Source organism: Hydrogenophilus thermoluteolus, from assembly GCF_003574215.1.
In the GTDB taxonomy this organism is placed as follows: domain Bacteria; phylum Pseudomonadota; class Gammaproteobacteria; order Burkholderiales; family Rhodocyclaceae; genus Hydrogenophilus; species Hydrogenophilus thermoluteolus.
Genome location: NZ_AP018558.1, coordinates 640,388 through 660,478, shown reverse-complemented (window position 1 = coordinate 660,478; position 20,091 = coordinate 640,388). Strand labels below are relative to the sequence as shown.

22 protein-coding genes and 1 tRNA gene are annotated in these 20,091 nt (G+C 61.2%); 13 read left to right on the top strand and 10 right to left on the bottom strand.

From position 1 onward, the window contains the following. Positions 1 to 40 precede the first annotated feature (40 nt). The 6 genes from argC to HPTL_RS03190 form a co-directional block, all read right to left on the bottom strand. On the bottom strand, positions 41 to 1,069 hold the full coding sequence (gene argC, locus HPTL_RS03215) for an N-acetyl-gamma-glutamyl-phosphate reductase (RefSeq protein ID WP_119334691.1): 1,029 nt from the start codon (positions 1,067 to 1,069) through the stop codon (positions 41 to 43). Between the two features lie 85 nt (positions 1,070 to 1,154). Further along, positions 1,155 to 1,547, bottom strand: coding sequence for a 30S ribosomal protein S9 (gene rpsI / locus HPTL_RS03210; protein WP_119334690.1), 393 nt, complete (start codon positions 1,545 to 1,547; stop codon positions 1,155 to 1,157). 10 nt (positions 1,548 to 1,557) lie between these two features. Then, positions 1,558 to 1,986 carry a 50S ribosomal protein L13 gene (rplM, locus tag HPTL_RS03205; RefSeq protein WP_119334689.1) on the bottom strand — a complete coding sequence of 143 codons (429 nt, stop codon included), beginning with the start codon at positions 1,984 to 1,986 and terminating at the stop codon, positions 1,558 to 1,560. A gap of 86 nt (positions 1,987 to 2,072) precedes the next feature. Then, positions 2,073 to 3,512: a sensor histidine kinase gene (locus HPTL_RS03200; protein ID WP_119334688.1), complete on the bottom strand. Its 1,440-nt coding sequence runs from the start codon at positions 3,510 to 3,512 to the stop codon at positions 2,073 to 2,075. Then, positions 3,509 to 4,192, bottom strand: a complete 684-nt coding sequence (locus HPTL_RS03195; RefSeq protein WP_119334687.1) for a response regulator — start codon at positions 4,190 to 4,192, stop codon at positions 3,509 to 3,511. The genes HPTL_RS03200 and HPTL_RS03195 overlap by 4 nt, the downstream gene beginning before the upstream one ends. 14 nt (positions 4,193 to 4,206) lie before the next feature. Continuing rightward, entirely contained in the window at positions 4,207 to 4,614 is a 408-nt protein-coding gene (locus tag HPTL_RS03190; protein ID WP_119334686.1) for a PepSY domain-containing protein, read from the bottom strand. 136 nt (positions 4,615 to 4,750) lie between these two features. On the opposite strand from HPTL_RS03190, the gene HPTL_RS03185 reads away from it, so the two are divergent. From HPTL_RS03185 to HPTL_RS03175, 3 genes are read left to right on the top strand one after another with little or no spacing between them, the layout of a single operon-like run. After that, positions 4,751 to 5,170: a DUF1924 domain-containing protein gene (locus HPTL_RS03185; RefSeq protein WP_197713755.1), complete on the top strand. Its 420-nt coding sequence runs from the start codon at positions 4,751 to 4,753 to the stop codon at positions 5,168 to 5,170. 13 nt (positions 5,171 to 5,183) lie between these two features. Continuing rightward, a complete protein-coding gene (locus HPTL_RS03180; protein WP_119334685.1) occupies positions 5,184 to 5,687 on the top strand; it encodes a diheme cytochrome c in 504 nt (167 codons plus the stop codon). Then, positions 5,669 to 6,298: a cytochrome b/b6 domain-containing protein gene (locus HPTL_RS03175; protein ID WP_119334684.1), complete on the top strand. Its 630-nt coding sequence runs from the start codon at positions 5,669 to 5,671 to the stop codon at positions 6,296 to 6,298. Before HPTL_RS03180 ends, HPTL_RS03175 begins: the two co-directional genes overlap by 19 nt. Here the strand turns inward: HPTL_RS03175 and HPTL_RS03170 are convergent. From HPTL_RS03170 to HPTL_RS03160, 3 genes are read right to left on the bottom strand one after another with little or no spacing between them, the layout of a single operon-like run. Next, positions 6,232 to 7,941 carry an ArnT family glycosyltransferase gene (locus HPTL_RS03170; protein ID WP_119334683.1) on the bottom strand — a complete coding sequence of 570 codons (1,710 nt, stop codon included), beginning with the start codon at positions 7,939 to 7,941 and terminating at the stop codon, positions 6,232 to 6,234. The two genes, HPTL_RS03175 and HPTL_RS03170, sit on opposite strands and share 67 nt — an antisense overlap. Next, a complete protein-coding gene (locus HPTL_RS03165; RefSeq protein WP_119334682.1) occupies positions 7,938 to 9,260 on the bottom strand; it encodes an ATP-binding protein in 1,323 nt (440 codons plus the stop codon). Before HPTL_RS03165 ends, HPTL_RS03170 begins: the two co-directional genes overlap by 4 nt. Continuing rightward, positions 9,257 to 10,000: a response regulator gene (locus HPTL_RS03160; protein WP_119334681.1), complete on the bottom strand. Its 744-nt coding sequence runs from the start codon at positions 9,998 to 10,000 to the stop codon at positions 9,257 to 9,259. The genes HPTL_RS03165 and HPTL_RS03160 overlap by 4 nt, the downstream gene beginning before the upstream one ends. Before the next feature lie 188 nt (positions 10,001 to 10,188). Between HPTL_RS03160 and HPTL_RS03155 the strand changes: the two genes are divergently transcribed. Further along, on the top strand, positions 10,189 to 10,716 hold the full coding sequence (locus HPTL_RS03155) for a Spy/CpxP family protein refolding chaperone (RefSeq protein WP_119334680.1): 528 nt from the start codon (positions 10,189 to 10,191) through the stop codon (positions 10,714 to 10,716). Between the two features lie 391 nt (positions 10,717 to 11,107). Continuing rightward, positions 11,108 to 11,527, top strand: coding sequence for an OsmC family protein (locus HPTL_RS03150; protein ID WP_119334679.1), 420 nt, complete (start codon positions 11,108 to 11,110; stop codon positions 11,525 to 11,527). On the opposite strand, the gene HPTL_RS03145 is transcribed toward HPTL_RS03150, so the two are convergent. Continuing rightward, positions 11,528 to 12,115, bottom strand: a complete 588-nt coding sequence (locus HPTL_RS03145; protein WP_119334678.1) for an RNA pyrophosphohydrolase — start codon at positions 12,113 to 12,115, stop codon at positions 11,528 to 11,530. It lies immediately after the preceding gene. Positions 12,116 to 12,247: 132 nt separating this feature from the next. On the opposite strand from HPTL_RS03145, the gene HPTL_RS03140 reads away from it, so the two are divergent. From HPTL_RS03140 to HPTL_RS03105, 8 genes are all read left to right on the top strand, one after another. After that, a tRNA-Lys gene (locus HPTL_RS03140) sits at positions 12,248 to 12,323 on the top strand. Between the two features lie 15 nt (positions 12,324 to 12,338). Then, a complete protein-coding gene (locus HPTL_RS03135; protein ID WP_119334677.1) occupies positions 12,339 to 14,855 on the top strand; it encodes an excinuclease ABC subunit UvrA in 2,517 nt (838 codons plus the stop codon). A 47-nt stretch (positions 14,856 to 14,902) separates the two neighbouring features. Then, the gene (gene rplU, locus HPTL_RS03130; RefSeq protein WP_119334676.1) at positions 14,903 to 15,214 is read left to right on the top strand and encodes a 50S ribosomal protein L21; all 312 of its coding nucleotides are present in this window, start codon (positions 14,903 to 14,905) and stop codon (positions 15,212 to 15,214) included. A gap of 31 nt (positions 15,215 to 15,245) precedes the next feature. Further along, positions 15,246 to 15,515 carry a 50S ribosomal protein L27 gene (gene rpmA / locus HPTL_RS03125; protein WP_119334675.1) on the top strand — a complete coding sequence of 90 codons (270 nt, stop codon included), beginning with the start codon at positions 15,246 to 15,248 and terminating at the stop codon, positions 15,513 to 15,515. 46 nt (positions 15,516 to 15,561) lie between these two features. Next, positions 15,562 to 16,674 (top strand): GTPase ObgE, encoded by a 1,113-nt coding sequence (gene obgE / locus HPTL_RS03120; protein WP_119334674.1) that lies wholly within the window; start codon positions 15,562 to 15,564, stop codon positions 16,672 to 16,674. Beyond that, complete coding sequence (gene proB, locus HPTL_RS03115) at positions 16,652 to 17,812, top strand: glutamate 5-kinase (protein WP_119334673.1); 1,161 nt, start codon at positions 16,652 to 16,654, stop codon at positions 17,810 to 17,812. Before obgE ends, proB begins: the two co-directional genes overlap by 23 nt. Positions 17,813 to 17,865: 53 nt before the next feature. After that, on the top strand, positions 17,866 to 18,972 hold the full coding sequence (locus tag HPTL_RS03110; RefSeq protein WP_197713754.1) for a YeeE/YedE family protein: 1,107 nt from the start codon (positions 17,866 to 17,868) through the stop codon (positions 18,970 to 18,972). Continuing rightward, the gene (locus HPTL_RS03105) at positions 18,962 to 20,053 is read left to right on the top strand and encodes an anthranilate phosphoribosyltransferase (RefSeq protein WP_119334672.1); all 1,092 of its coding nucleotides are present in this window, start codon (positions 18,962 to 18,964) and stop codon (positions 20,051 to 20,053) included. The genes HPTL_RS03110 and HPTL_RS03105 overlap by 11 nt, the downstream gene beginning before the upstream one ends. Positions 20,054 to 20,091: the final 38 nt, after the last annotated feature.

The window sequence follows — 20,091 nt, the reverse complement described above, 5'->3', positions numbered from 1 at the left end:
AGCAATAACTTAGCGTTTTAGTCGGAAAATTGCAACCCCCTTACGGGCTGACCGGCACCTGCATGAGCCCCGTCGTCTCCGGCAAACCGAACATCAGATTCATGTTCTGTACCGCTTGCCCCGCGGCCCCTTTCACCAAATTGTCGATCACTGAGAGAACCACCACGCGGCGACCGTTACCGGGGCGATGGACCGCGATGCGGCAGAGGTTCGCCGCGCGTACGGAACGGGTTTCGGGATGCGCCCCACTGGGCAGAACGTCGACAAACGGCTCTTCGCGATAGAACGTTTCGTACAGCGCCTGGAGGTCGACTTCCGTAGTGAGTTCCGCGTAGAGGGTGGCATGGATGCCGCGAATCATCGGGGTGAGATGGGGCACGAACGTGAGCTCGACATCTGTTCCGGCCAGACGGGCCAACCCCTGGACGATTTCGGGTTGGTGGCGATGCCCGGCAACACCGTAGGCTTTGAAATTGTCACTGGCTTCCGCAAAAAGGGTATGCACCTCCGCTTTACGTCCGGCGCCCGAAACGCCCGATTTGCAATCGGCGATCAACCCTTCGCAGCGCACCACCTGCGCTTTGACGAGCGGGGCAAGGCCAAGCTGCACCGCAGTGGGATAACAGCCAGGATTGGCCACGAGCTGTGCGGTACGAATTTCGTCACGGAAGAGCTCAGGTAGCCCATAGACCGCTTTCGCCACCCATTCAGGTGAAGCGTGCCGCATCCCGTACCAGCGTTCCCAAACCGCGACGTCACGTAAGCGAAAGTCCGCAGCGAGATCGATCACCCGAACCCCTTTCGCGAGGAGCTTTGGCGCCTCGTGCATCGCGATTCCGTTCGGCGTCGCAAAAAACACGACGTCACAGGCATCGAGCGGTGCTTCGTCCGGGTGGGAAAACGCCAGATCGACCCGTCCGCGCAGCGACGGAAAGAGCTGCGCCACCGGGGTTCCCGCTTCGCCGCGCGAAGTGATCGCATGCAACGTGACATTCGGATGACCAACCAGCAGCCGCAGCAGTTCGACTCCCGTGTAACCGGTTCCCCCCACGATACCGACGCGAATCATCGTCACTCCTTGCTTGATTGTCTGGTGACAGGATAACAAAAAAGCCACCGCAAGGTGGCTTTTTCGTCTGGAAAAGATCTTTTGCTTACCGCTTCGAGTACTGCTCGGCGCGGCGGGCTTTCTTGAGACCCACTTTCTTGCGTTCGACCTCACGAGCGTCGCGGGTCACGAACCCGGCTGCGCGCAATTGCGCTTTCCACTCCGGATTGTAGTCGATCAACGCGCGGGTGATCCCATGACGCACCGCACCGGCTTGCCCCGACTCACCGCCACCTTTCACGGTGATGGTGAAATCGAACTGCTCGGTAACGCCCAAGAGCTCGAGCGGCTGACGCACGATCATGCGCGCGGTTTCCCGCGAGAAGTAGCTATCGACCGGCTTACCGTTCACGACGATGCTGCCTTTACCCGGCTTCAGAAAGACGCGCGCCACTGCTTCTTTGCGACGCCCGGTTCCGTAATTTTGATTGACCGCCATCATGCGCTCCTCAGATATCGAGCGGTTTCGGTTGCTGCGCAGCGTGCGGATGCTCCGGCCCTGCGTAGCACTTCAACTTTTTGATCATCCGGTACCCAAGCGGCCCTTTTGGCAACATCCCTTTGACCGCTTTTTCCAGCACCCGCTCCGGATGCTTGGCCAGAAGCTTTTCGAACGTGGTTTCGTACAGCCCACCGGGGTAGCCCGAATGGCGATAGTACTTCTTGTCTTTTGCCTTGTTCCCCGTGACGCGGATCTTATCGACGTTCACCACGACGATATAGTCACCGGTATCGACGTGCGGGGTATAGATCGACTTGTGCTTGCCGCGAAGGCGCCGTGCGATTTCCGAGGCCAAACGCCCCAAAACCTTGCCGGACGCATCCACGACGTACCAGTCGCGCTTCACTTCATGCGGTTTGGCGGAAAAGGTTTTCATGTGCATCCTCTGACTGTCTCTTGTTTGGCCGCGGGCGCAGCCTCTTCTAGAAAGAGCGAGATCATAACGGAAAAGGTGCTGTGCTGTCAATGGCTTTCGGCGACGAATCGACTGGGAAGGAAGAGCGAAACCCGTGCGCCCCCATAGCGCTCACTGCCGAGCCACGCGATCGACCCTCCCAAGGCGCGGACGATGGTTTGCGCAACGTGCAAACCCAGACCGGCTTGCGGCAACAACGACGCGTCAGACGCGTTCGCTGCTTCCACCGACGCGCAGGCTCCCATCGACCCTGACGATTCGTGCGCACCCTCGAAGCCTGGGCCGTCGTCTTCGATCTCGATCCGCCAGCCCGAATGCCCCTGCACGACCTCTGGAACGACGCGAACCCCGACTCGGGCTCGGGCGTGCCGTGCCGCGTTCTCCAAGAGATTTCCCAGTAGCTCTGTCACGTCACGCGCATCGCCCACTACCTGGCAATGGGCAGGCCAATCGCAAGACCACTGCAGCGCTTTTTCCGCAAAAATCGTCGTCATCGCCGCTACGATCCGTTCGAGTACTTCGGCCAGATCGCACCGCTTGCCCAATGCGCCGCGGCTCGCTTCCGCCCGGGCAAGCGCGAGATAATGGCGGACGTGGGCGTGCGCCAACTCTGCCTGCGCCACGATTTCGTCTGCCCACGGCTGTTTTGCCTCTTGCCGAGCAATCTGCAAGATCGCCGCCAACGGCGTCTTCAACGCGTGCGCCAACTGCCCAGTCTGGCGACGCCCGGTCTCACTCTGCTCGCGTAAGGTCCGAAGCAACGCGTTGAACGTCGCGACCACGGACGCGAGCTCCGTGGGGTACGACCCCGCAACGAAGTGCGCTTCGCCCCGTTCTACTGCAGTGAGCGCGCGTTCGAGCCGCCGCAATGGTCGCACCCCTAACCCCCATTGCACCAAGCCACCGGCAAGCAAGACCACCACGACACCAGCCAGAATCGTCCACAACTCTTGTCGAAACTCCTCGTCGATCGCTTGAAGCTGCGCCTGATCCCGAGCAACGGTCACCCGCCACAACTGGCCCGCTTCCTCCTCCCAGCGAACCACACGAACCAGTGCCAAAAGCTTTTGTCCGTCTGGGCCAGCGAGATCCCGCAACAGTACCGGGGACCCTTTCCCCCAGTCAGCCCGCTCAGGGAACGCCAGACGGAAATCCCACAGCGACCGCGACGACCACACGGCGTCCGTTCGATCCAGCCGCTCGACTTGCCAATACCATCCCGAATAGGGGCGACGCCAGCGTGGGTCGGCAAGTCGTTCGGCAACCCGTTCCGGAAGGTCAAGCGGGGCGCTTTTCGCCAATTCGGGCAAATTGGCTGTAACGGCATCGAGCTGGAAGGTCAATTCGGCGACTTGCTGTTCCTCCAAATGGTCATGGAATTCATACTGGAGCCACTTGGCCAGCATGGCGATCGTCACCCCAGTGACGACCATCGCCACCACAAACCACTGCCAGCGCAACGACCGCAACATGGTCACGTTGGTCACACTCCCTTTTCCGGATCACCCTTGGGCAAGGTGACCCGGTAACCCATTCCCCGTTCGGTGACGATTGGCAGTTCGGGTAATTTTCGTCGCAACCGCGCGACAAAGACCTCGACGGTGTTCGATTCGGGATCCTCGCCGTCGCTGTAAAGCCGTTCCCGGAGAAAATCCTTGCTGACGATACGCCCAGCACGAGTCACCAACCCTTCGAGGAGCGACCACTCTTTCGCAGTCAAGCCGATCGGTGTTCCGTTTCGGGTCACTTGGCCGGCGATGAGATCGATCGCCAGATCGCCACACCGAATCACCCCTCTGGCCTCGCCGGTGGCGCGCCGCAACAAGGCGCGCACCCGCGCCACCAGTTCAGCGGGATGATACGGTTTGGTAAGGTAATCATCGGCACCAGCTTCGATCCCATCCACTTTTTCGTACCAGGCATCACGCGCGGTCAGAATCAGCACTGGCAGCATCACCCCCGCAGCGCGCCACCCCTTGAGAAGCGTGAGTCCATCGCGGCCGGGTAAGCCCAAATCGAGCACGATCAGGTCGTGTATCCCTTGCCGCACCCAGAGGTCCGCTTCGTTTGCCGTTGCCGCGCCATCGACGTCGAACGACGCCTCGTGTAACGTTTTGACCAGCTGTGCCCGCAAACTGGGTTCGTCCTCGACCACCAAAACGCGCATCTTGGTTACCTAGCTCATTGACGCTGCGCATCGTGCTTCCATTCTTCACTGCGCTTCCATTCCTTTCTGACGGACTTGGTCTTATCGCGGAGCAACGCCCCACTTTGGGCGTCATAGTAGCGCTTGATGAGCTGCCCGTCGGTAGTCAGCCATTTCACCTCATAGACCCAGCCAGACGGTGACCAGCCTTGGTCTTCGAGCTCCACTTCGACGAGATGGCCGCCGAGCTCTTCCCGCACCTTGGTGAGGATCGTTTCGAACGGCATCAGCTCGCCGCGTTGAATCGCCTCGAGCATCTGCACCCGTTCGGCTTTTTTGGAAGCGTAAGCAAGCGTGACTCCCAACCCGTCGCTGTTCCACTGGGTCATGCCAACAGAGAGCACTGCCACAGCGATTGCGCCCAAAAGATAACGACTGCGCATGGTTTTTCCTCTCTCCTTTTCGTTGAACACACGCCGATAGTATGCCGCAACGGGTGAACACTACCTGAACAGGGCGTTCAGCCCGCGTTCAGTTTGTCCCTCCACAATTCGAGCGTCTGTCTTCTGGGAGAAGCATATGAAACCCAAACATGTTGTCGCCATGATCGCGCTTCTGGCGAACGGCTTCGGATCTTATGGCCAAGAGCTACAGACGCCGAGCGATTTTCTCACCGCGTTCACCGCCGAGGCGCAGCGCCAAGACCCGCAATTCCGTCCGGATCCCCAAAGGGGCGGCGCTTTCTTTCGCAAACGATTTGCTCAGAACGACCGCATGCCATCGTGCAGCTCCTGCCATACTGAAAACCCCGTTCAAGAGGGCAGGCACGTCATCACGGGTAAGACGATCGCACCGCTTGCCCCGCGCGCCAACCCGGAACGGTTCACGAACCCGCGCAAAGTAGCCAAATGGTTTCACCGTAACTGCACAGAGGTCGTCGGTCGTGAATGCACTGCGGCAGAAAGGGCCGATTTCATCGCGTTTCTTTTAGGAACGTAAAGGAGCAAAAGCCATGAGCCGTTCGACGCATCTTCTCTCGATCCCACTCGCTCTTGCAGCCACCGTGACAACCACGGTAGCGAATGCGGATATTCGGGGCAATTGGATCGCCCAAGCGCCAACGCAATACCAGCAGGAGTGCGGCAGCTGTCATATCCCGTTCCCGCCACAACTCTTGTCGGCTGACGCATGGAAAGCGGTAATGGCCCAGCTCGATCGTCACTACGGCGACAACGCCGAAATTCCTGCCGATACCGCGCAGGCCATCACTGCGTACCTCGTCCGTTGGGCCGGACCGGAGCGCAAAGTAGGCTCGCCCCCCGGTAACCCGCCCAGACTCACCCAGACACGCTATTTTCAAAAAGAGCACCGAAAAATCCCGCGCGCCATCTGGTCGCGCAGCGACGTGCGCTCGCCAGTCAATTGCGGCGCTTGTCACCAACAAGCGGATCAAGGAATTTTTGACGACGAAACGATCAAACTATCAGGAGTTGAAAAATGGCGCGAGAACGATTGACCGTACCGATTTGGGATCTGCCTGTTCGCGTAGGCCACTGGCTGTTGGCCGGCTCGGTCGCATTGGCTTGGATAACGGGTGAGAGCGAAACCTTCCGTCTGTGGCACGCGGCTATTGGCGGCACCGCGTTGGGAATTGCCCTCTTCCGAATCGTCTGGGGGTTCATCGGTTCCCCGCCTGCCCGGTTTAGCGCGTTCGTCCGCCCGCCCAGCGAAGCGATCGCGTACCTGAAGACGCTCAGCACCGGTTGGACCACTGGGAATGTCCCACACTACACCAGCCACAACCCGGCTGGCGGTTATGCGGTGCTCGCGTTACTGGCGTTCGCAATCGTCACACCGCTCACAGGTTGGTTCACCTTCAACGAAATCGGTGGGGAGTTTTTCGAAGAACTCCATGAAGCGGTGGCCAACCTTTTCCTTGCCGTGATCGCGATCCATCTGGCAGGCGTTGCGGTCGGGAGTATTGCGCATCGCGAATCGCTTCCCAAGGCGATGATCACCGGCAAAAAACTGGCCACCCCCGATGAGGCGATCACAGCCGCTTACGGCTGGGGACTTTTCCCGCTGCTGCTGGCAGCTGGCTTAGGTGCCTGGTGGGCCATTCGATAACAGACCCAATCGCTGCGCCATGGCAAGCATTCGCCGTGGCGCAGCCGTTTATGATCCACCACGACAAGCGCCACCCCATCGGGGTGCGCAGCGAACCAATCCGACAGCTCTTCGGCACGGATGCGCGGCAACGGCTCCTCGAGCCGCGCTGCGAAATGCCACGCGCCATGGTGCCTTCCATCGACGAAGACCACCGGACGCCCCGCGTCGCGCAGCGCTGTGATCCGGGTAGCAATCGGCTGAGGATCGAACGCCCCTTGACTGGCCCAGGATGCGGTGGCGCTCAGCCAAACCACCACGCACCACGCCACCATCAGCGCGGCGATTACGGCAGCAGAAACGTTTGCTTTCGTTTCGCTGCGTCGCAACCACCAGAAGTAACTCAGTGCGATCCCGCCCAGACCCGCGCCGACCACGACCCAACGCGGGGTCAGCCACGCAACCGTCTCTTCCCAGCGGGGCACCCAGGGAGCAACCATCAAAACGAGCGCGGCAGCGGCAAGTGGCAAGACCAAAACGAAATGGCGAATAGCCGCGAAGGCAGCGTCGCGTTTTTCCCGTTCGTTCGTTTCATGCTGGACCGCATGCGCAGCAAAGGCGAACGCTACCGCAAGAAACGGCAAAAAGGGCAGCACATATTGCGCGCGCTTACCCGCGATCAAACTAAGCAGCACCACACCGGGCGCCAGCGCCGCCACCACGAACCGCAGCCCCCACTGACGCGATGCCCTCGTGGCACCCTTCCAAAGAACGCCACGCCATCCCAAAGGCCAGACCATCGCGATGATCACCGGCAGATACCACCACCACGGCGCTGCGTGGTCCGCACCCGCGCCCAGCCGTCCGATCCCTTGCGCTTCCAATACCGCCCAAAACGTCTCTGCCCCATTGCGCCAGTAGACCGCCGCAAGCCACGCCAGGGGCAACAATGCGCCCACCATACCCCACCCTACGGCGCGCGCCACGGTGCGCCACCGGTCGCGCCAGGGCAAATGACTGGCCCACCAAGGCAGCCCCAGAACGAGGCCGACGAAGGGAACGGCAACGAGCGGCCCTTTCATCAGTGCGCCTAATCCGGCCGCGAGCGCCAGCCAACCCCCTCCACGCCCCGTTTCCGCCAGCCGCAGCAACATCAACGCGCCCAGCACGACAAAAAAGGTCAGCGGCACGTCGAAATAGAGCGCACTGCTCCACGCCGGCCACGCGATGAAACCACTCAGTGCCGCAGCAGCCAACCACGGCGCAGGAGCGGTACGCAACGGTTCCCCCCAGGGCACGGCAGGCACTTTGGGCACACCCTGCTCAAGCTTTTCGGACGAGCGCACCGTCAAACGGCGCATCAGCGCCGCCACCGCCCACAGCACCCCCAATGCAAAAAACACAATGAGCAAACGTGGCCACCATGCATTGACGTCGAAAACGAGCCACCCCAGACGGATCAACCAGAAGAGAAGCGGTGGCTTTTGCACGTACGGTTCCCCTTCGAGAAGAGGCATGAGCCACACATCACGCCAGTGCATCTCCCAGGCAACGGCCAGGTAGCGGGTTTCATCGATGGGAAAAGGGTGACGAACGAAGAGGGCAACGAGCCCCCCCAGCAAACCGGCACCTACCGACCATAACAGCCACGTTCTGTTGCTCACGCTCTGCTTCCTCCGCTCTGAGATAGCGATGCCGGATCGTTCGGTACGCGCAACTGTCGCAAACGAATACGCACCTGCAAACCGCCATAAGGCGATTCCGACAACACCAACCCGTCACCTAACCGTTCGGCCAAATTGCGCACGATCGCCAGCCCCAACCCGACACCCCGCCCCGCTTCCCGGCTACGCGCTGCGTCAAGGCGGACGAACGGAGCAAAGACCCGCTCGCGCTCGGCTTCCGGGATACCGGGGCCATCATCGTCGACCTGCACGACCCACTCGTTGGATTCCGGAGCGAGTGAAATCCACACCCGCTGCGCATGGGCAAGGCCATTTTCGACCAGATTGTCCATGAGGCGCGCCAACAAACCGAAGTCAGTGGCAAGCGGGGCGGATGGTGGTACCACAAGCGTCACCGCTGGCCAATCACCATAGCGGGTTTTCAGCCACTGCACCAGATCGTGACATTCCACCGCAAGCGGCGGTGCGAGCGAATGGAGGTAGGCGTTCGCTTGATCGGCAAGGTAGGTCAGCTCGTCGAGGTCGCGCACGATTCCCTGCCGAACCTCGTCTTCAGGCAACAATTCCGCGCGCAAGCGCAACCGCGCAAGCGGCGTCCGCAAATCGTGTGCGATACCAGAGATCAGCAAGGTGCGTTCGCGTACCAGGCGTTCGATCTGTGCTTCCAACCAGGCGATGGTGGCGGCGGTTGCCCCGCGGTGCCTGGGAACGCCACCGTGCGCGGCAGCATCGTCGTTGGCTGCCACAGTTCCCTGCGCCACCACCGAAATTGCGGACAGTAGCGGCTGCATGACCTGACGCAAACCCCAATAGGCCAATGCACCACTTCCGGCTGCAACGACCAGCAAGGCCAAAAGCGCCCAGCCCATCCCTTCTCGGGACGGCGGCGGGGGCAGCAAGAGCGTCGCCGAAAGGGGGCGACCGTCCGGAAGCAGTACGGTCACCCCCTCCTGCTCAGCGCTCACCCACGCGACAGGTGCACCGATTCCCGGTAACGTCTCCGGCCACGGATCGCGAAGCGGCTGCACCTGGCTTCCCGGCGGGGGCAGCCCTTGCCAGACGAGCAAGGGCGGGAACGGCGTCGCCCCTTCGTACAGCCATCCACCGTTTGCCAGCAACTCGGCCGCTTGGGTCAATGCGTTTTTGACCTGCTCGGCAACGTGGGCCTGCCGTTCTTGGGCGATCATCGTCACCCAAAATCCCCACGAGGTAGCGACCAAGACCACGATGAGGAGGGTCAACGTCGCGACCAAACGGATCTGCAGTCGTCGCCACGCCTGCTGCCAGTCGTTGCTCACGAATCCTCCGCCGCTACGGATGCGCTCAACACGTACCCTTGTCCGCGAACGGCGCGCAAAAGGGGCATCCCGTCACGATCGTGCCCGAGCTTCGCCCGCAACCGACTCACCGCAACGTCGATCGCACGATCGAAAACGTCCGATTCACGCCCCCGGGTTGCGCGCATGAGGTAGTCGCGATGGAGCACCTCACCCGGATGGTGCACGAACAAAGAGAGCAACGCGAAATCACTCCCGGTGAGCGGCTGGATCGTCCCATCTACGGCAACCAGACAGCGACGCGCCACATCGAAACGCCACGGCCCAATCCGCCAAGCAGTTGGCGCCAACCCGTGCGGCGTTGCAGCTGCTCCCCCACCCAGCCCACGGGTACGGCGCAGAATCGCTCGTAACCGCGCTTCCAGTTCCCGCGGAAGAAACGGTTTGGTCAAATAGTCATCGGCCCCCATCTCCAAGCCGGCAATCCGATCGAAATCGTCGGCGCGCGCCGTCAGCATCAAAACCGGCAAGTGGGCAGTGGCGGGATTGGCACGGAGCCGTCGCAAAATGGTCGGACCGTCCTCTTCGGGTAACATCCAGTCGAGCACGAGGATATCGGGCAGCCCTTGCGCCAACACCCCGTCGAGCGCTGCACCGTCTCGCACCGCATGCGCTGCGAAACCGCGCCGATTGAGATCGGCAACGAGAAGCGTTCGCAACTCCGGGTCGTCATCCACGACCAAGACCGAGGGCAACCCCATCCGTGCTCCTTTTCGTCCGTGAACTTCCCGAAGTGTACAAAGAATTCCGCGACGCATCGCCGCTGTTACGTTTTGTTACGTTTTGACGTAACGGCGCAATCGTTCTGTTGCCGCCCAATGGTCTAATGACAACCGTCGGGACTAACCCGACCGATCGAACCCCATAACCTTTTTCAGGAGAACGCAAAATGGCACGCAAGCAAATCGCACGTACGACTCTGACATCCCTTCTGGTTTCTGGCCTTGTCGCCACCGCAATGACCAGCTGGGCACGTTCCCCGATGGACGAAATGCCTCATGGTCCCGGCATGATGGCGCCCAAAGAGATGGGGCCGCGCATGCCTGCCGACCCCGAAGCGTGGAAAGAGCGGATGGCGGAACGGCAAGCGGCAAAACTCGACCGCCTGGAGGTTCTCCTGCAACTCACCGAGGCGCAGAAACCGGCTTGGCAAGCGTTTCGCAAAGAATGGCAAGCGCTGCACGAAAAACGGTTCGAAGCGCATCGTGCGAAACAAGATGCGTTCCAGGAGACAGATAAGGTACTGGAGCGCTTGAAACTGCGCGAAACGATGCTCCAAGAGATGATCGAAGATGCGCGCAAAGAGCGCCAGATCGTCGAATCGTTCTACGATCAGCTCACAGATGCGCAAAAACGCATTTTCGACCAGGAGTTCATGCCGAAACGGGGCGAACACCGCAAACCGAAGCACCGGTAAGCTTTTTCACCCTTCCTAGGGACTTCTCCCCCCCGTTCGACCCGCTTGCCCACTGGGTAAGCGGGTTTTTTTCGACCACGCGCATGGATCACCGTGCGCACCATTGCGCCCCACACCCATTTTATGCAAAAAAAACGCCGCCACTTGAATGTGGCGGCGCACAATCCACACCAAAGGAGGAGGTGGAGGAGACACCCATGCACACCGGAAAAACCGTTTCCGTTGCGCTCAGGCGTTACTATACTGAACCGCGGGCCAGAATGCAAGCTTTTTTTGTGCATTGCACAATAATAATTTTTATTGATCATTAGCTATCGCTTATTCCCGATCGCAGACGCGAGGGGTAGCACGTTGGTTACAATCGGCAACATGGATCAAAGAGGAGAAAAGCATGGAATGTACGGTTCGTTGGGTAACGGCAAAGACGTTTCTCGCAGAGACCGGCTCGGGACACACGGTCGTGATGGACGGGGCGCCAGAGGCTGGTGGGCGCAACTTGGCCCCGCGGCCCATGGAGCTGCTGCTTGCTGGTGCCGGGGGATGCACGGCATTCGACGTCGTCGCCATTCTGGAAAAAGGACGGCAACCGGTGACCGGCTGCACGGTCACGCTCTCCGCGGAGCGCGCAGAGAAGGACCCCAAAGTCTTTACCCGAATCCGATTCCACTACCTGGTGAAGGGGCGTAACCTCGACCCCAACAAAGTCAAGCGTGCCGTTGAACTCTCCGCGGAAAAATATTGCTCCGCGTCGATCATGCTCGGCAAGACCGCGCAGATCGAGCACACGTGGGAGATCATCGACGAAACGTGATCAGCAAAAAACCGGTTCTTGCGAGATGGGCAGCAACGCCTCCTGCTGCTGCTCAGCACGATCCCCCGCTTGCTTGCGCCACAACTGGGCATAGTCCGAACGCTGCGGCGGGGGCGGTACGGGCAGGAAACGGGCCAATTCGACCAGCGCTTGCTGGTAAACGGGGCGTTTGAACGCGATCACCCCACCCAACGGAACCCAGTAATAAGCCCAGCGCCACGCGTCGAACTCGGGGTGGTGCGTGGCGCGCAAGCTGACCTGGAAATCCCGTCCGACGAAGCGCAGGAGAAACCACAACTGTTTCTGCCCACGGTAGCTGTCTCGCCATTGGCGCTTGATCCAACGGCGGGGCACATCGTACTTGAGCCAATCGCGCGTATGGCCGAGAATCTCCACATGTTCGGGTCTGAGACCGATCTCTTCATGGAGCTCGCGGTACATCGCTTCCACAGGGGTCTCCCCCTGCTTGATCCCCCCTTGTGGAAACTGCCACGAATGCTCACGGATCCGTTTTCCCCAAAAAACCTGATTACGCGCATTGACCAAGACGATGCACACGTTTGGGCGATAACCCTCACGATCGAGCATCGCGAATACCTCAACTTTTCGTTACGTGTTATTGTTCCACAGCGCCTCTCTTTCAGGAATGGGTTGACACGCGAAACAAAAATCCGTACCATAGCGGCTCTTCGTACGGTGCAACGCCGGGCAAACCAGAGTGGGTCGTTAGCTCAGCTGGTAGAGCAGCGGACTTTTAATCCGTTGGTCGCAGGTTCGAATCCTGCACGACCCACCAGCAAAGTCACGTTCCATGATCACCATTCGCGGTGCTCGCACCCACAACCTCAAAAATATCTCCCTCACGATTCCCGACAACCAGATAACGGTGATCACCGGCGTATCCGGTTCCGGGAAATCATCCCTGGCGTTCGATACCCTCTTTGCCGAGGGGCAGCGGCGTTACCTCGATGCCCTTTCGCTTTCCGCCAGACAGTGGCTCGACCAACTGCCACGGCCCGACGTCGACTGGATCAGCGGATTACGCCCAGCGATCGCCCTGACGCAACAGACCCTCAACGCTTCCCCCCGTTCGACGGTCGGCACGATGAGCGAGGTGCTTGACGCGTTGCGTTTGCTGTTCGCGCGGCTGGGAACGCCGCACTGCCCCCACCATCCCGACGAACCCCTGGCCCGTCATTCGCTGGCCGAAATCCGGGATACCGTACTGAACCGCTGGGAAGGAGCGCGGATTGCGCTGCTGGTTCCGAAACGCGCGCTTCCCAACCACCTCACCACCTTTGAGGCATTGCGCGCTGCTGGTTACGCACGTCTCTGGCATGACCAGCAAACGGTCGAGCTCGAATCGTGCTTCGGCCCCATCCCCGAAAACGCGGCGGTGGTGATCGACCGTCTGAAAGTTCGCCCCGAGCAGAGCGCGCGGCTCACTGACAGCCTGGAACACGCTTTGACGCTCGGTTCCGGAACCGCGCTGGTTTGTGACCTCGACCAGAGCGCAACGCTACGCTTCGATACCCACCCCACCTGTCCGCGGTGCGGTTTCACTGCGGCCGAACTCGAGCCACACCATTTGTCGTTCAATCACCCCGCAGGTGCCTGCCCCACGTGTCATGGCCTAGGCATGATCGAGCGCGCCCAGCCACCCCAAACGGCACCAGCCGACCCCCCACCAGCGGACCACACCCACCTGTGCCCCGATTGTCTTGGTACCCGTCTCAACCCCGCCGCTCGCGCGGTCCGATTCGAGGGCGCAACCTTACCGGAACTCGAAGCGCTGCCTCTCGAAGCGTTGCATTCTGCCGTTCGCGAATGGTCAGCGCACTACCACACCCATCCGGTTGCGCAACCGATCCTTCAGTTGATCGAGGTGCGCCTCCGACAGATGGTTGCGTTGGGGTTGGGCTACCTGACTTTGGCCCGACGCACCCCCACCCTTTCCGGGGGCGAACGGCAGCGGGTGCGACTCGCCACCCAACTGAGTAACGCGCTTTCGGGCGTGCTCTTCGTCCTCGACGAACCCACGAGCGGACTCCATCCGCGGGACATCCGGAAAGTGCTCACCGCGCTCGAGCAGTTACGCGACGCGGGCAATACCGTTGTCGTCGTCGAACACGACGCAACGACGATGCACGCTGCCGACCACCTGATCGAAATCGGTCCGGGTGCCGGAGCACACGGCGGAGAAGTGGTCTATCAAGGCGATTATCGCGGTCTCACCGCCGCGAACACCCCCACGGGCCACTTTCTGCGCAAACCGATCGATCTCTCCGCGCACCGCAAACCGATCGCGCCAGAGCACCCCGCCGTGTGGCATCTCGGCGTCCGCGTGCACAATCTCAAAGGCGACCCCATCGCCTACCCGGTAGGCGCCCTGATCGCTGTGTGCGGAGTTTCCGGCGCGGGAAAATCGTCACTGCTTTTCGACGCGCTCGAACCCTACGTTCGCGCCGTACTCGACAACCATCCCCGCGATCCTGTATGGGGCCGACTCATGCTCGGCACCTGTGCCGCACCGCCCAGTTCCGACGCGACGAGCGATGGACCACTGCCTTGGCAGCGCATCATCACCGTCGACCAGCAGCCCATCGGGCACAACGCGCGTTCCACCCCCGCGACATTCACCGGCATCATGACCGCGCTGCGCGAATGCTTTGCGCAGACACCAGAAGCACGCGCCCGCGGGTATACCGCAAGTCGATTTTCCTACAACGTCCGGGGTGGACGGTGCGAAGTGTGTCAGGGCGAAGGGTGGCGAAAAATCGAGATGCAGTTCCTTCCACCGGTGATCGAACCCTGCCCAGCATGCCACGGTGCTCGCTATAACCGCGAAACCTTGGAAATTCGCTACCGGGGGGTGACGATCAGCGAGGCGCTCACGCTTTCGGCACAAGACGCGCTGAAGCTTTTCGACAACCATCCTCAGATCCGCCGGGTCTTGACGACGCTCGTCCAGCTGGGGCTCGGTTACCTCCCGTTGGGGCAGCCGGCACCCACCCTTTCCGGCGGCGAAGCGCAACGGCTCAAATTGGCGCGCGAACTCGCTAAACCCGCCCCCTCACCGACGCTCTACCTCCTGGACGAACCCACCACGGGGCTGCATTTCGCCGATATCGAAAAACTGCTCACCGCACTCTTTCTGTTGCGCGACGCGGGACACACGCTGATCGCTGCCGAACACGACCCCGATTTTTTGCGCCACGCCGACTGGCTGATCGAGCTGGGGCCAGAAGGGGGACCGAATGGCGGGCATTGTTGCGTCCAGATGCCAGGACGAGACCAAACCATTGACGAAACAACGACAAAGCAATAGAATTGCGCGTTCTTCATTCCTTAGATTGAATAGACTGGAGCAGCGCCATGTATGCGGTCATAAAAACCGGCGGCAAGCAGTATCGCGTATCCGTCGGCGAAAAGATCAAAGTAGAACAGATACCGGCAGAAGTGGGCACAGAGCTCTCGCTGACCGACGTTTTGATGGTCGGTAGCGGTGACACGGTCAAAGTCGGAACCCCGTTGGTGGACGGCGCCGTTGTCAAAGCCACTGTGGTCGCGCACGGACGCCACCCCAAGGTCCGGATTTTCAAATTGCGTCGCCGTAAGCACTACATGAAACGGCAAGGGCATCGGCAGAATTACACCGAAATCCGCATCGACGCGATCGAAGGTTGATCGGATTTCCGGTTCTTGCAAGGAGTAAGCAATGGCACACAAAAAAGCTGGTGGGAGTTCCCGTAACGGTCGCGATTCCGAGTCGAAACGCCTTGGCGTAAAACGCTACGGCGGGCAGTTCGTCCGTGCGGGCAACATCATCGTGCGTCAGCGGGGAACGCAGTTTCACCCCGGTGAAAACGTCGGCTGCGGCAAAGACTACACCCTCTTTGCGCTGACCGACGGGGTTGTCGAATTCGTCGTGAAAGGGCCGAAGCAGCGCCGTTTCGTCAACATCCGGCCGGTGCAAGACAACGCCTGATCGGTACGGATCGGGTGCGCTTCGTCGCCCCGCGTAAGAGGTAGCCATGAAGTTTTTCGACGAAGCGCGCATCGAAGTGATCGCAGGGAAAGGCGGCGACGGATGTGCCGCCTTTCGGCGTGAAAAGTACGTTCCCAAAGGGGGGCCAAGCGGCGGCGACGGCGGCCGTGGCGGCAGCATCTATTTCGAAGCCGACCCCAACCTCAACACACTCATCGATTTCCGTTACACCCGCATCTTTCGCGCGCAAAACGGAGAGCCGGGCCGAGGACGTGATCAGTACGGTGCGGCCGGTGACGATCTCATCGTCCGCGTCCCTGTGGGCACCGTGGTGCGCGACGCCGACACGGGCGAAATCATCGCCGATTTGGCGCGCCCAGGGCAACGTGCGCTGATCGCGCGCGGAGGCCGCGGAGGCTTGGGCAACCTCCACTTCAAATCGAGCACCAACCGTGCTCCGCGCCAATTCACCCGAGGTGAACCCGGGGAACACAAACGGCTCGAACTCGAATTGCGGGTGATCGCCGACGTCGGTCTGCTGGGGTTACCCAACGCCGGCAAATCGACCTTGATCCGACAAATTTCCGCGGCCCGTCCGAAAGTGGCCGACTACCCCTTCACCACCCTCTACCCCAATCTGGGCGTGGTCCGCACCGACGTCGATCGCAGCTTCGTCGTCGCCGACATTCCGGGATTGATCGAAGGAGCGAGCGAAGGCGCCGGGCTGGGACACCGCTTCTTGCGCCACCTGCAGCGAACCGCGCTGTTACTGCACTTGGTCGACCTCGCCCCGATCGACCCGGAAGCGGATCCGGTTCGCGACGCACAAGCGATCGTCGAAGAGCTGCGCCGTTACGACGAAACGCTCTATCGGAAACCGCGCTGGCTCGTCTTCAACAAGATCGACCTGATCCCGGAAGCAGAACGTGCCGAGCGCTATCGCGCGTTCCTCGACCGGTTCGGCTCCGTCGACCGTTGGTTTGCGATCAGCGCGGCAACGGGAGAAGGGTGCCAAGCGCTCGTCTATGCGATTCAAGACGCGGTGGACGCCGCGAAAGCACACCAGACACCCCCCGAAGCAGACGACGCGGATTCGGATCCGATGGCGCGCGAATCGATGAACGGGGATACGATCGATGACCGGACATCCCGCGCGTGACGTCTCCGGCAGTCTGACGACCCCACGCGCTGCGCTCGCGCAAGCCCGCCGCCTGGTCGTCAAGGTCGGGAGCGCCCTGGTCACCAACGATGGCGCGGGATTGGACACACAGCGACTCTCGGAGTGGTCGGGACAAATCGCCAACCTCGTTGCGCAAGGCAAAGAGGTGTGCGTGGTCTCCTCCGGCGCAATCGCGTGCGGGATGCGCCGGCTGGGGTGGCACAAACGGCCCAAGGCGTTGAACCTGTTGCAAGCGGCCGCCGCTGTCGGCCAAGCGGCGCTCGTCGAAGCGTGGGAACAGGCGTTTCGCCCGCACCACCGCCACACCGCGCAAATCCTCCTTACCCACGAAGACCTGGCGGACCGCACCCGTTACCTCAACGCCCGCAGCACGCTCACCACGCTCCTCACCCTTGGCATCGTGCCGATCGTCAATGAGAACGACACGATCGTCACCGACGAAATCAAATTTGGGGACAACGACACGCTGGGCGCTCTGGTTGCGAACGCGATCGACGCCGACGCACTCTTCATCCTCACCGACCAGGCGGGGCTCTTTACCGCCGACCCGCGCAAAGATCCCAAAGCCACGTTGGTCTCCGAAGCGAACGCCGACGATCCGGCGCTGGCGTTGATGGCAGGTGGCGCCGGTACCGGGATCAGTAAAGGGGGCATGATCACCAAGGTCCGTGCGGCAGAACGTGCGAGCCGCAGCGGCGCGCACACCGTGATCGCCTCGGGTCGCGAACCGAACGTCATCGTGCGCCTGGCCACTGGCGAACCGATCGGCACCTGGTTGAAAGCGCGCGCCACGCCGCTTGCCGCCCGTAAACAGTGGCTCGCCGACCACCTCAAAACCGCTGGAATCCTCTGGCTCGACGAAGGCGCGGTGGCAGCGCTCAAAGCAGGCAGAAGCTTGTTGCCGGTTGGCGTCACGCGGTGTGACGGAGATTTCCCGCGCGGCTCGGTGGTTTCGTGCCGCGCGCCAGACGGGCGCGAAGTGGCGCGCGGGCTCGTCAATTACGCCGCGCACGAAACCCGCCGCATCGCAGGACAACCCAGCCAGCGGATCGAAAGTCTGCTGGGTTATATCGATGAGCCCGAATTGATTCATCGTGACAATCTCGTTTTACTTTGATTACCATTGGCGCAGTTGCATCGCTTTTCTGCAACCCACCCGGAGGGCACGCCTTGGACTGGACGATCCACCACACCATTTTGCTGAGCGCGTTGGGCGCAGGCGGCATCGTTGGTTTCGTTGCGGCGCGCAGCCACTTCTGCACGATGGGTGCGATCTCCGACTGGATCAACATCGGGGATCTTTCGCGTTTGCGTTCGTGGTTCGTGGCGATCGCAGTAGCCATCTTGGGGACGATGACGCTGGAAGCCACACAAGGGCTCGATCTCGACTCGGACACCTTCCCCCCCTACCGGAGCAGCGAACTGATCTGGTTGCGCCACGTATTGGGCGGCCTGCTCTTCGGCGTCGGAATGACGCTTGCGGGGGGATGCGCAAACAAAAATGTGATCCGACTGGGCGGTGGAAACCTCAAATCGTTGCTCGTCTTGGCGATCATTGCGGTAACCGCCTACTCTCTCAACTGGCTGGGTGGCTACGGCACCCTTTTCTATCCGTGGCTGGCTGCCACAGCGATTTCCCTCGATGGTCCGCAAGAACTCGCGCGTGTCGTGACCGGCAGCGATAGTCCATTGGCCCACTACGTGATCGGCCTCCTCCTTGCGGTCGCTTTGCTCCTTTTTGCCTTCCGGGACGCCGCGTTTCGCGCCAGCCGTCAGCTTGTCCGAGCGGGCATCGTGATTGGCCTGGTGGTCACCTTCTTGTGGTGGCTCACCGGTAGCGAAACGACGGGCAGTGCGTGGCGTGACTTTGCCGATTTTGCCGATGAGCAATTGAGCCGAGTCAATACCCAGTCGATGACCTTCATCGCGCCGTTGGGCGATCTCGCCTATTACTTGCAAGCGCCCAGCGCTTGGAACCGCTTGAACGTTGGAATCCTGGTGCTCGTCGGCGTCACGCTGGGTTCGTTCCTCCACGCTTTGGTCACACGCTCGTTTCGAATCGAGTGGTTTGCGGACCGCAGCGACCTGCTCAACCACCTAGTCGGAGCGTTTTTGATGGGTGTGGGCGGCATTCTGGCGATGGGCTGCACGTTCGGACAAGGGATCACCGGCGTTTCGACGCTTGCCGTCGGGTCATTTTTGTCCCTCGTCAGTATCGTCGCGGGTAGCGCGCTCACCATGAAGTGGCTTTATTGGAGAATGATGCGTGACCTCTGACACACCCCAGCACGCCATTCGCACAGCCATCGAAAAGATCGCCACGGGGCCGCACCTTTCCAAACCACTGACTCGTGACGAAGCCCGCGAAGCATTCGCGGCGATCCTATCGGGACATGCCACGCCCGCGCAGATCGGCGTTTTCCTGATCGCGCTGCGGATGAAACGGGAGACCGACGACGAATTTCTCGGGCTACTTGATGCGCTCATCAGTGAAACGAACCCGATCACGGTTGCGGTCGAATCGTTGGCGATTTTGGCCGATCCATTCGATGGCTTTGCGCGCTCGATGCCCGCTTCCCCCTTTCTCCCCGCGGTCTTGGCAGCCTGCGGCCTTCCCACTTTAGCGATTGGACTGCCCCGTTTGGGCCCCAAATACGGAGTGACCCACGCCCAGATTCTGAGTGCCGCGGAGATCCCCGTCGCGCGGACACCGCAGGAAGCCGCGGCAGCCGTCGAGCATTGCGGCTGGAGTTATTGCGATCAACACCAGTACGCACCGCGAATCGCCGCGCTCGTGCCGCTTCGCAACGAAATCGTCAAACGCACCGCGCTCAACACGCTCGAAACCTTGGCCAAACCGTTGCTCGGCAAGCGCGAAACCCATCACCTCTCGGGATATGTCCATTCCCCGTATGCCCGCCTCTATGCCCTGCTGGCGCGCGCTGCCGGTTTTACCTCGGCCGCGATCACGAAAGGTGTCGAAGGGGGCTTTCTTCCCCCGTTGAACAAGACCAGTGTGGTCGTCCGCATGCCGACCGAGGGGGACACCACGGAATCGATCGATCCGGGTGCGCTCGCAATCCAGCATGCAGTCCGCGCCCCCGAATGGCCTCGTGCCATGCCTGATCCCACTGATTCGCCCGATTGGCAACGCGACGCCGCCCATTATGCGGCGCAAACCGGAATCGCCGCGCTCCAAGGCGCGCCAGGCCCGACCGCGGATGCGCTGGTCTATGGTGCGGCGATCGCGCTCTGGCACACCGGAAAAGCCGGATCGCTGGCCGAAGGCGCTGCCCGTGCGCGCTCGGTGTTGCGCAATGGCGCAGCGTGGGATCGATGGGTTGCCGGCAAAAACTGACAAGCCTTTTCACAATCCTGCACCGAAGCGCCCAAAGG

What these genes read in the sequence shown, in the direction of transcription:
- rplM (WP_119334689.1), bottom strand. Translation starts at nt 1,986, where the DNA reads ATGAAAACCTTTTCCGCCAAACCGCATGAAGTGAAGCGCGACTGGTAC.
- obgE (WP_119334674.1), top strand. Translation starts at nt 15,562, where the DNA reads ATGAAGTTTTTCGACGAAGCGCGCATCGAAGTGATCGCAGGGAAAGGC.
- rplU (WP_119334676.1), top strand. Translation starts at nt 14,903, where the DNA reads ATGTATGCGGTCATAAAAACCGGCGGCAAGCAGTATCGCGTATCCGTC.
- HPTL_RS03190 (WP_119334686.1), bottom strand. Translation starts at nt 4,614, where the DNA reads ATGCGCAGTCGTTATCTTTTGGGCGCAATCGCTGTGGCAGTGCTCTCT.
- HPTL_RS03185 (WP_197713755.1), top strand. Translation starts at nt 4,751, where the DNA reads ATGAAACCCAAACATGTTGTCGCCATGATCGCGCTTCTGGCGAACGGC.
- HPTL_RS03155 (WP_119334680.1), top strand. Translation starts at nt 10,189, where the DNA reads ATGGCACGCAAGCAAATCGCACGTACGACTCTGACATCCCTTCTGGTT.
- HPTL_RS03180 (WP_119334685.1), top strand. Translation starts at nt 5,184, where the DNA reads ATGAGCCGTTCGACGCATCTTCTCTCGATCCCACTCGCTCTTGCAGCC.
- HPTL_RS03195 (WP_119334687.1), bottom strand. Translation starts at nt 4,192, where the DNA reads ATGCGCGTTTTGGTGGTCGAGGACGAACCCAGTTTGCGGGCACAGCTG.
- HPTL_RS03160 (WP_119334681.1), bottom strand. Translation starts at nt 10,000, where the DNA reads ATGGGGTTGCCCTCGGTCTTGGTCGTGGATGACGACCCGGAGTTGCGA.
- rpmA (WP_119334675.1), top strand. Translation starts at nt 15,246, where the DNA reads ATGGCACACAAAAAAGCTGGTGGGAGTTCCCGTAACGGTCGCGATTCC.
- HPTL_RS03145 (WP_119334678.1), bottom strand. Translation starts at nt 12,115, where the DNA reads ATGCTCGATCGTGAGGGTTATCGCCCAAACGTGTGCATCGTCTTGGTC.
- HPTL_RS03175 (WP_119334684.1), top strand. Translation starts at nt 5,669, where the DNA reads ATGGCGCGAGAACGATTGACCGTACCGATTTGGGATCTGCCTGTTCGC.
- HPTL_RS03150 (WP_119334679.1), top strand. Translation starts at nt 11,108, where the DNA reads ATGGAATGTACGGTTCGTTGGGTAACGGCAAAGACGTTTCTCGCAGAG.
- rpsI (WP_119334690.1), bottom strand. Translation starts at nt 1,547, where the DNA reads ATGGCGGTCAATCAAAATTACGGAACCGGGCGTCGCAAAGAAGCAGTG.
- argC (WP_119334691.1), bottom strand. Translation starts at nt 1,069, where the DNA reads ATGATTCGCGTCGGTATCGTGGGGGGAACCGGTTACACGGGAGTCGAA.
- proB (WP_119334673.1), top strand. Translation starts at nt 16,652, where the DNA reads ATGACCGGACATCCCGCGCGTGACGTCTCCGGCAGTCTGACGACCCCA.
- HPTL_RS03135 (WP_119334677.1), top strand. Translation starts at nt 12,339, where the DNA reads ATGATCACCATTCGCGGTGCTCGCACCCACAACCTCAAAAATATCTCC.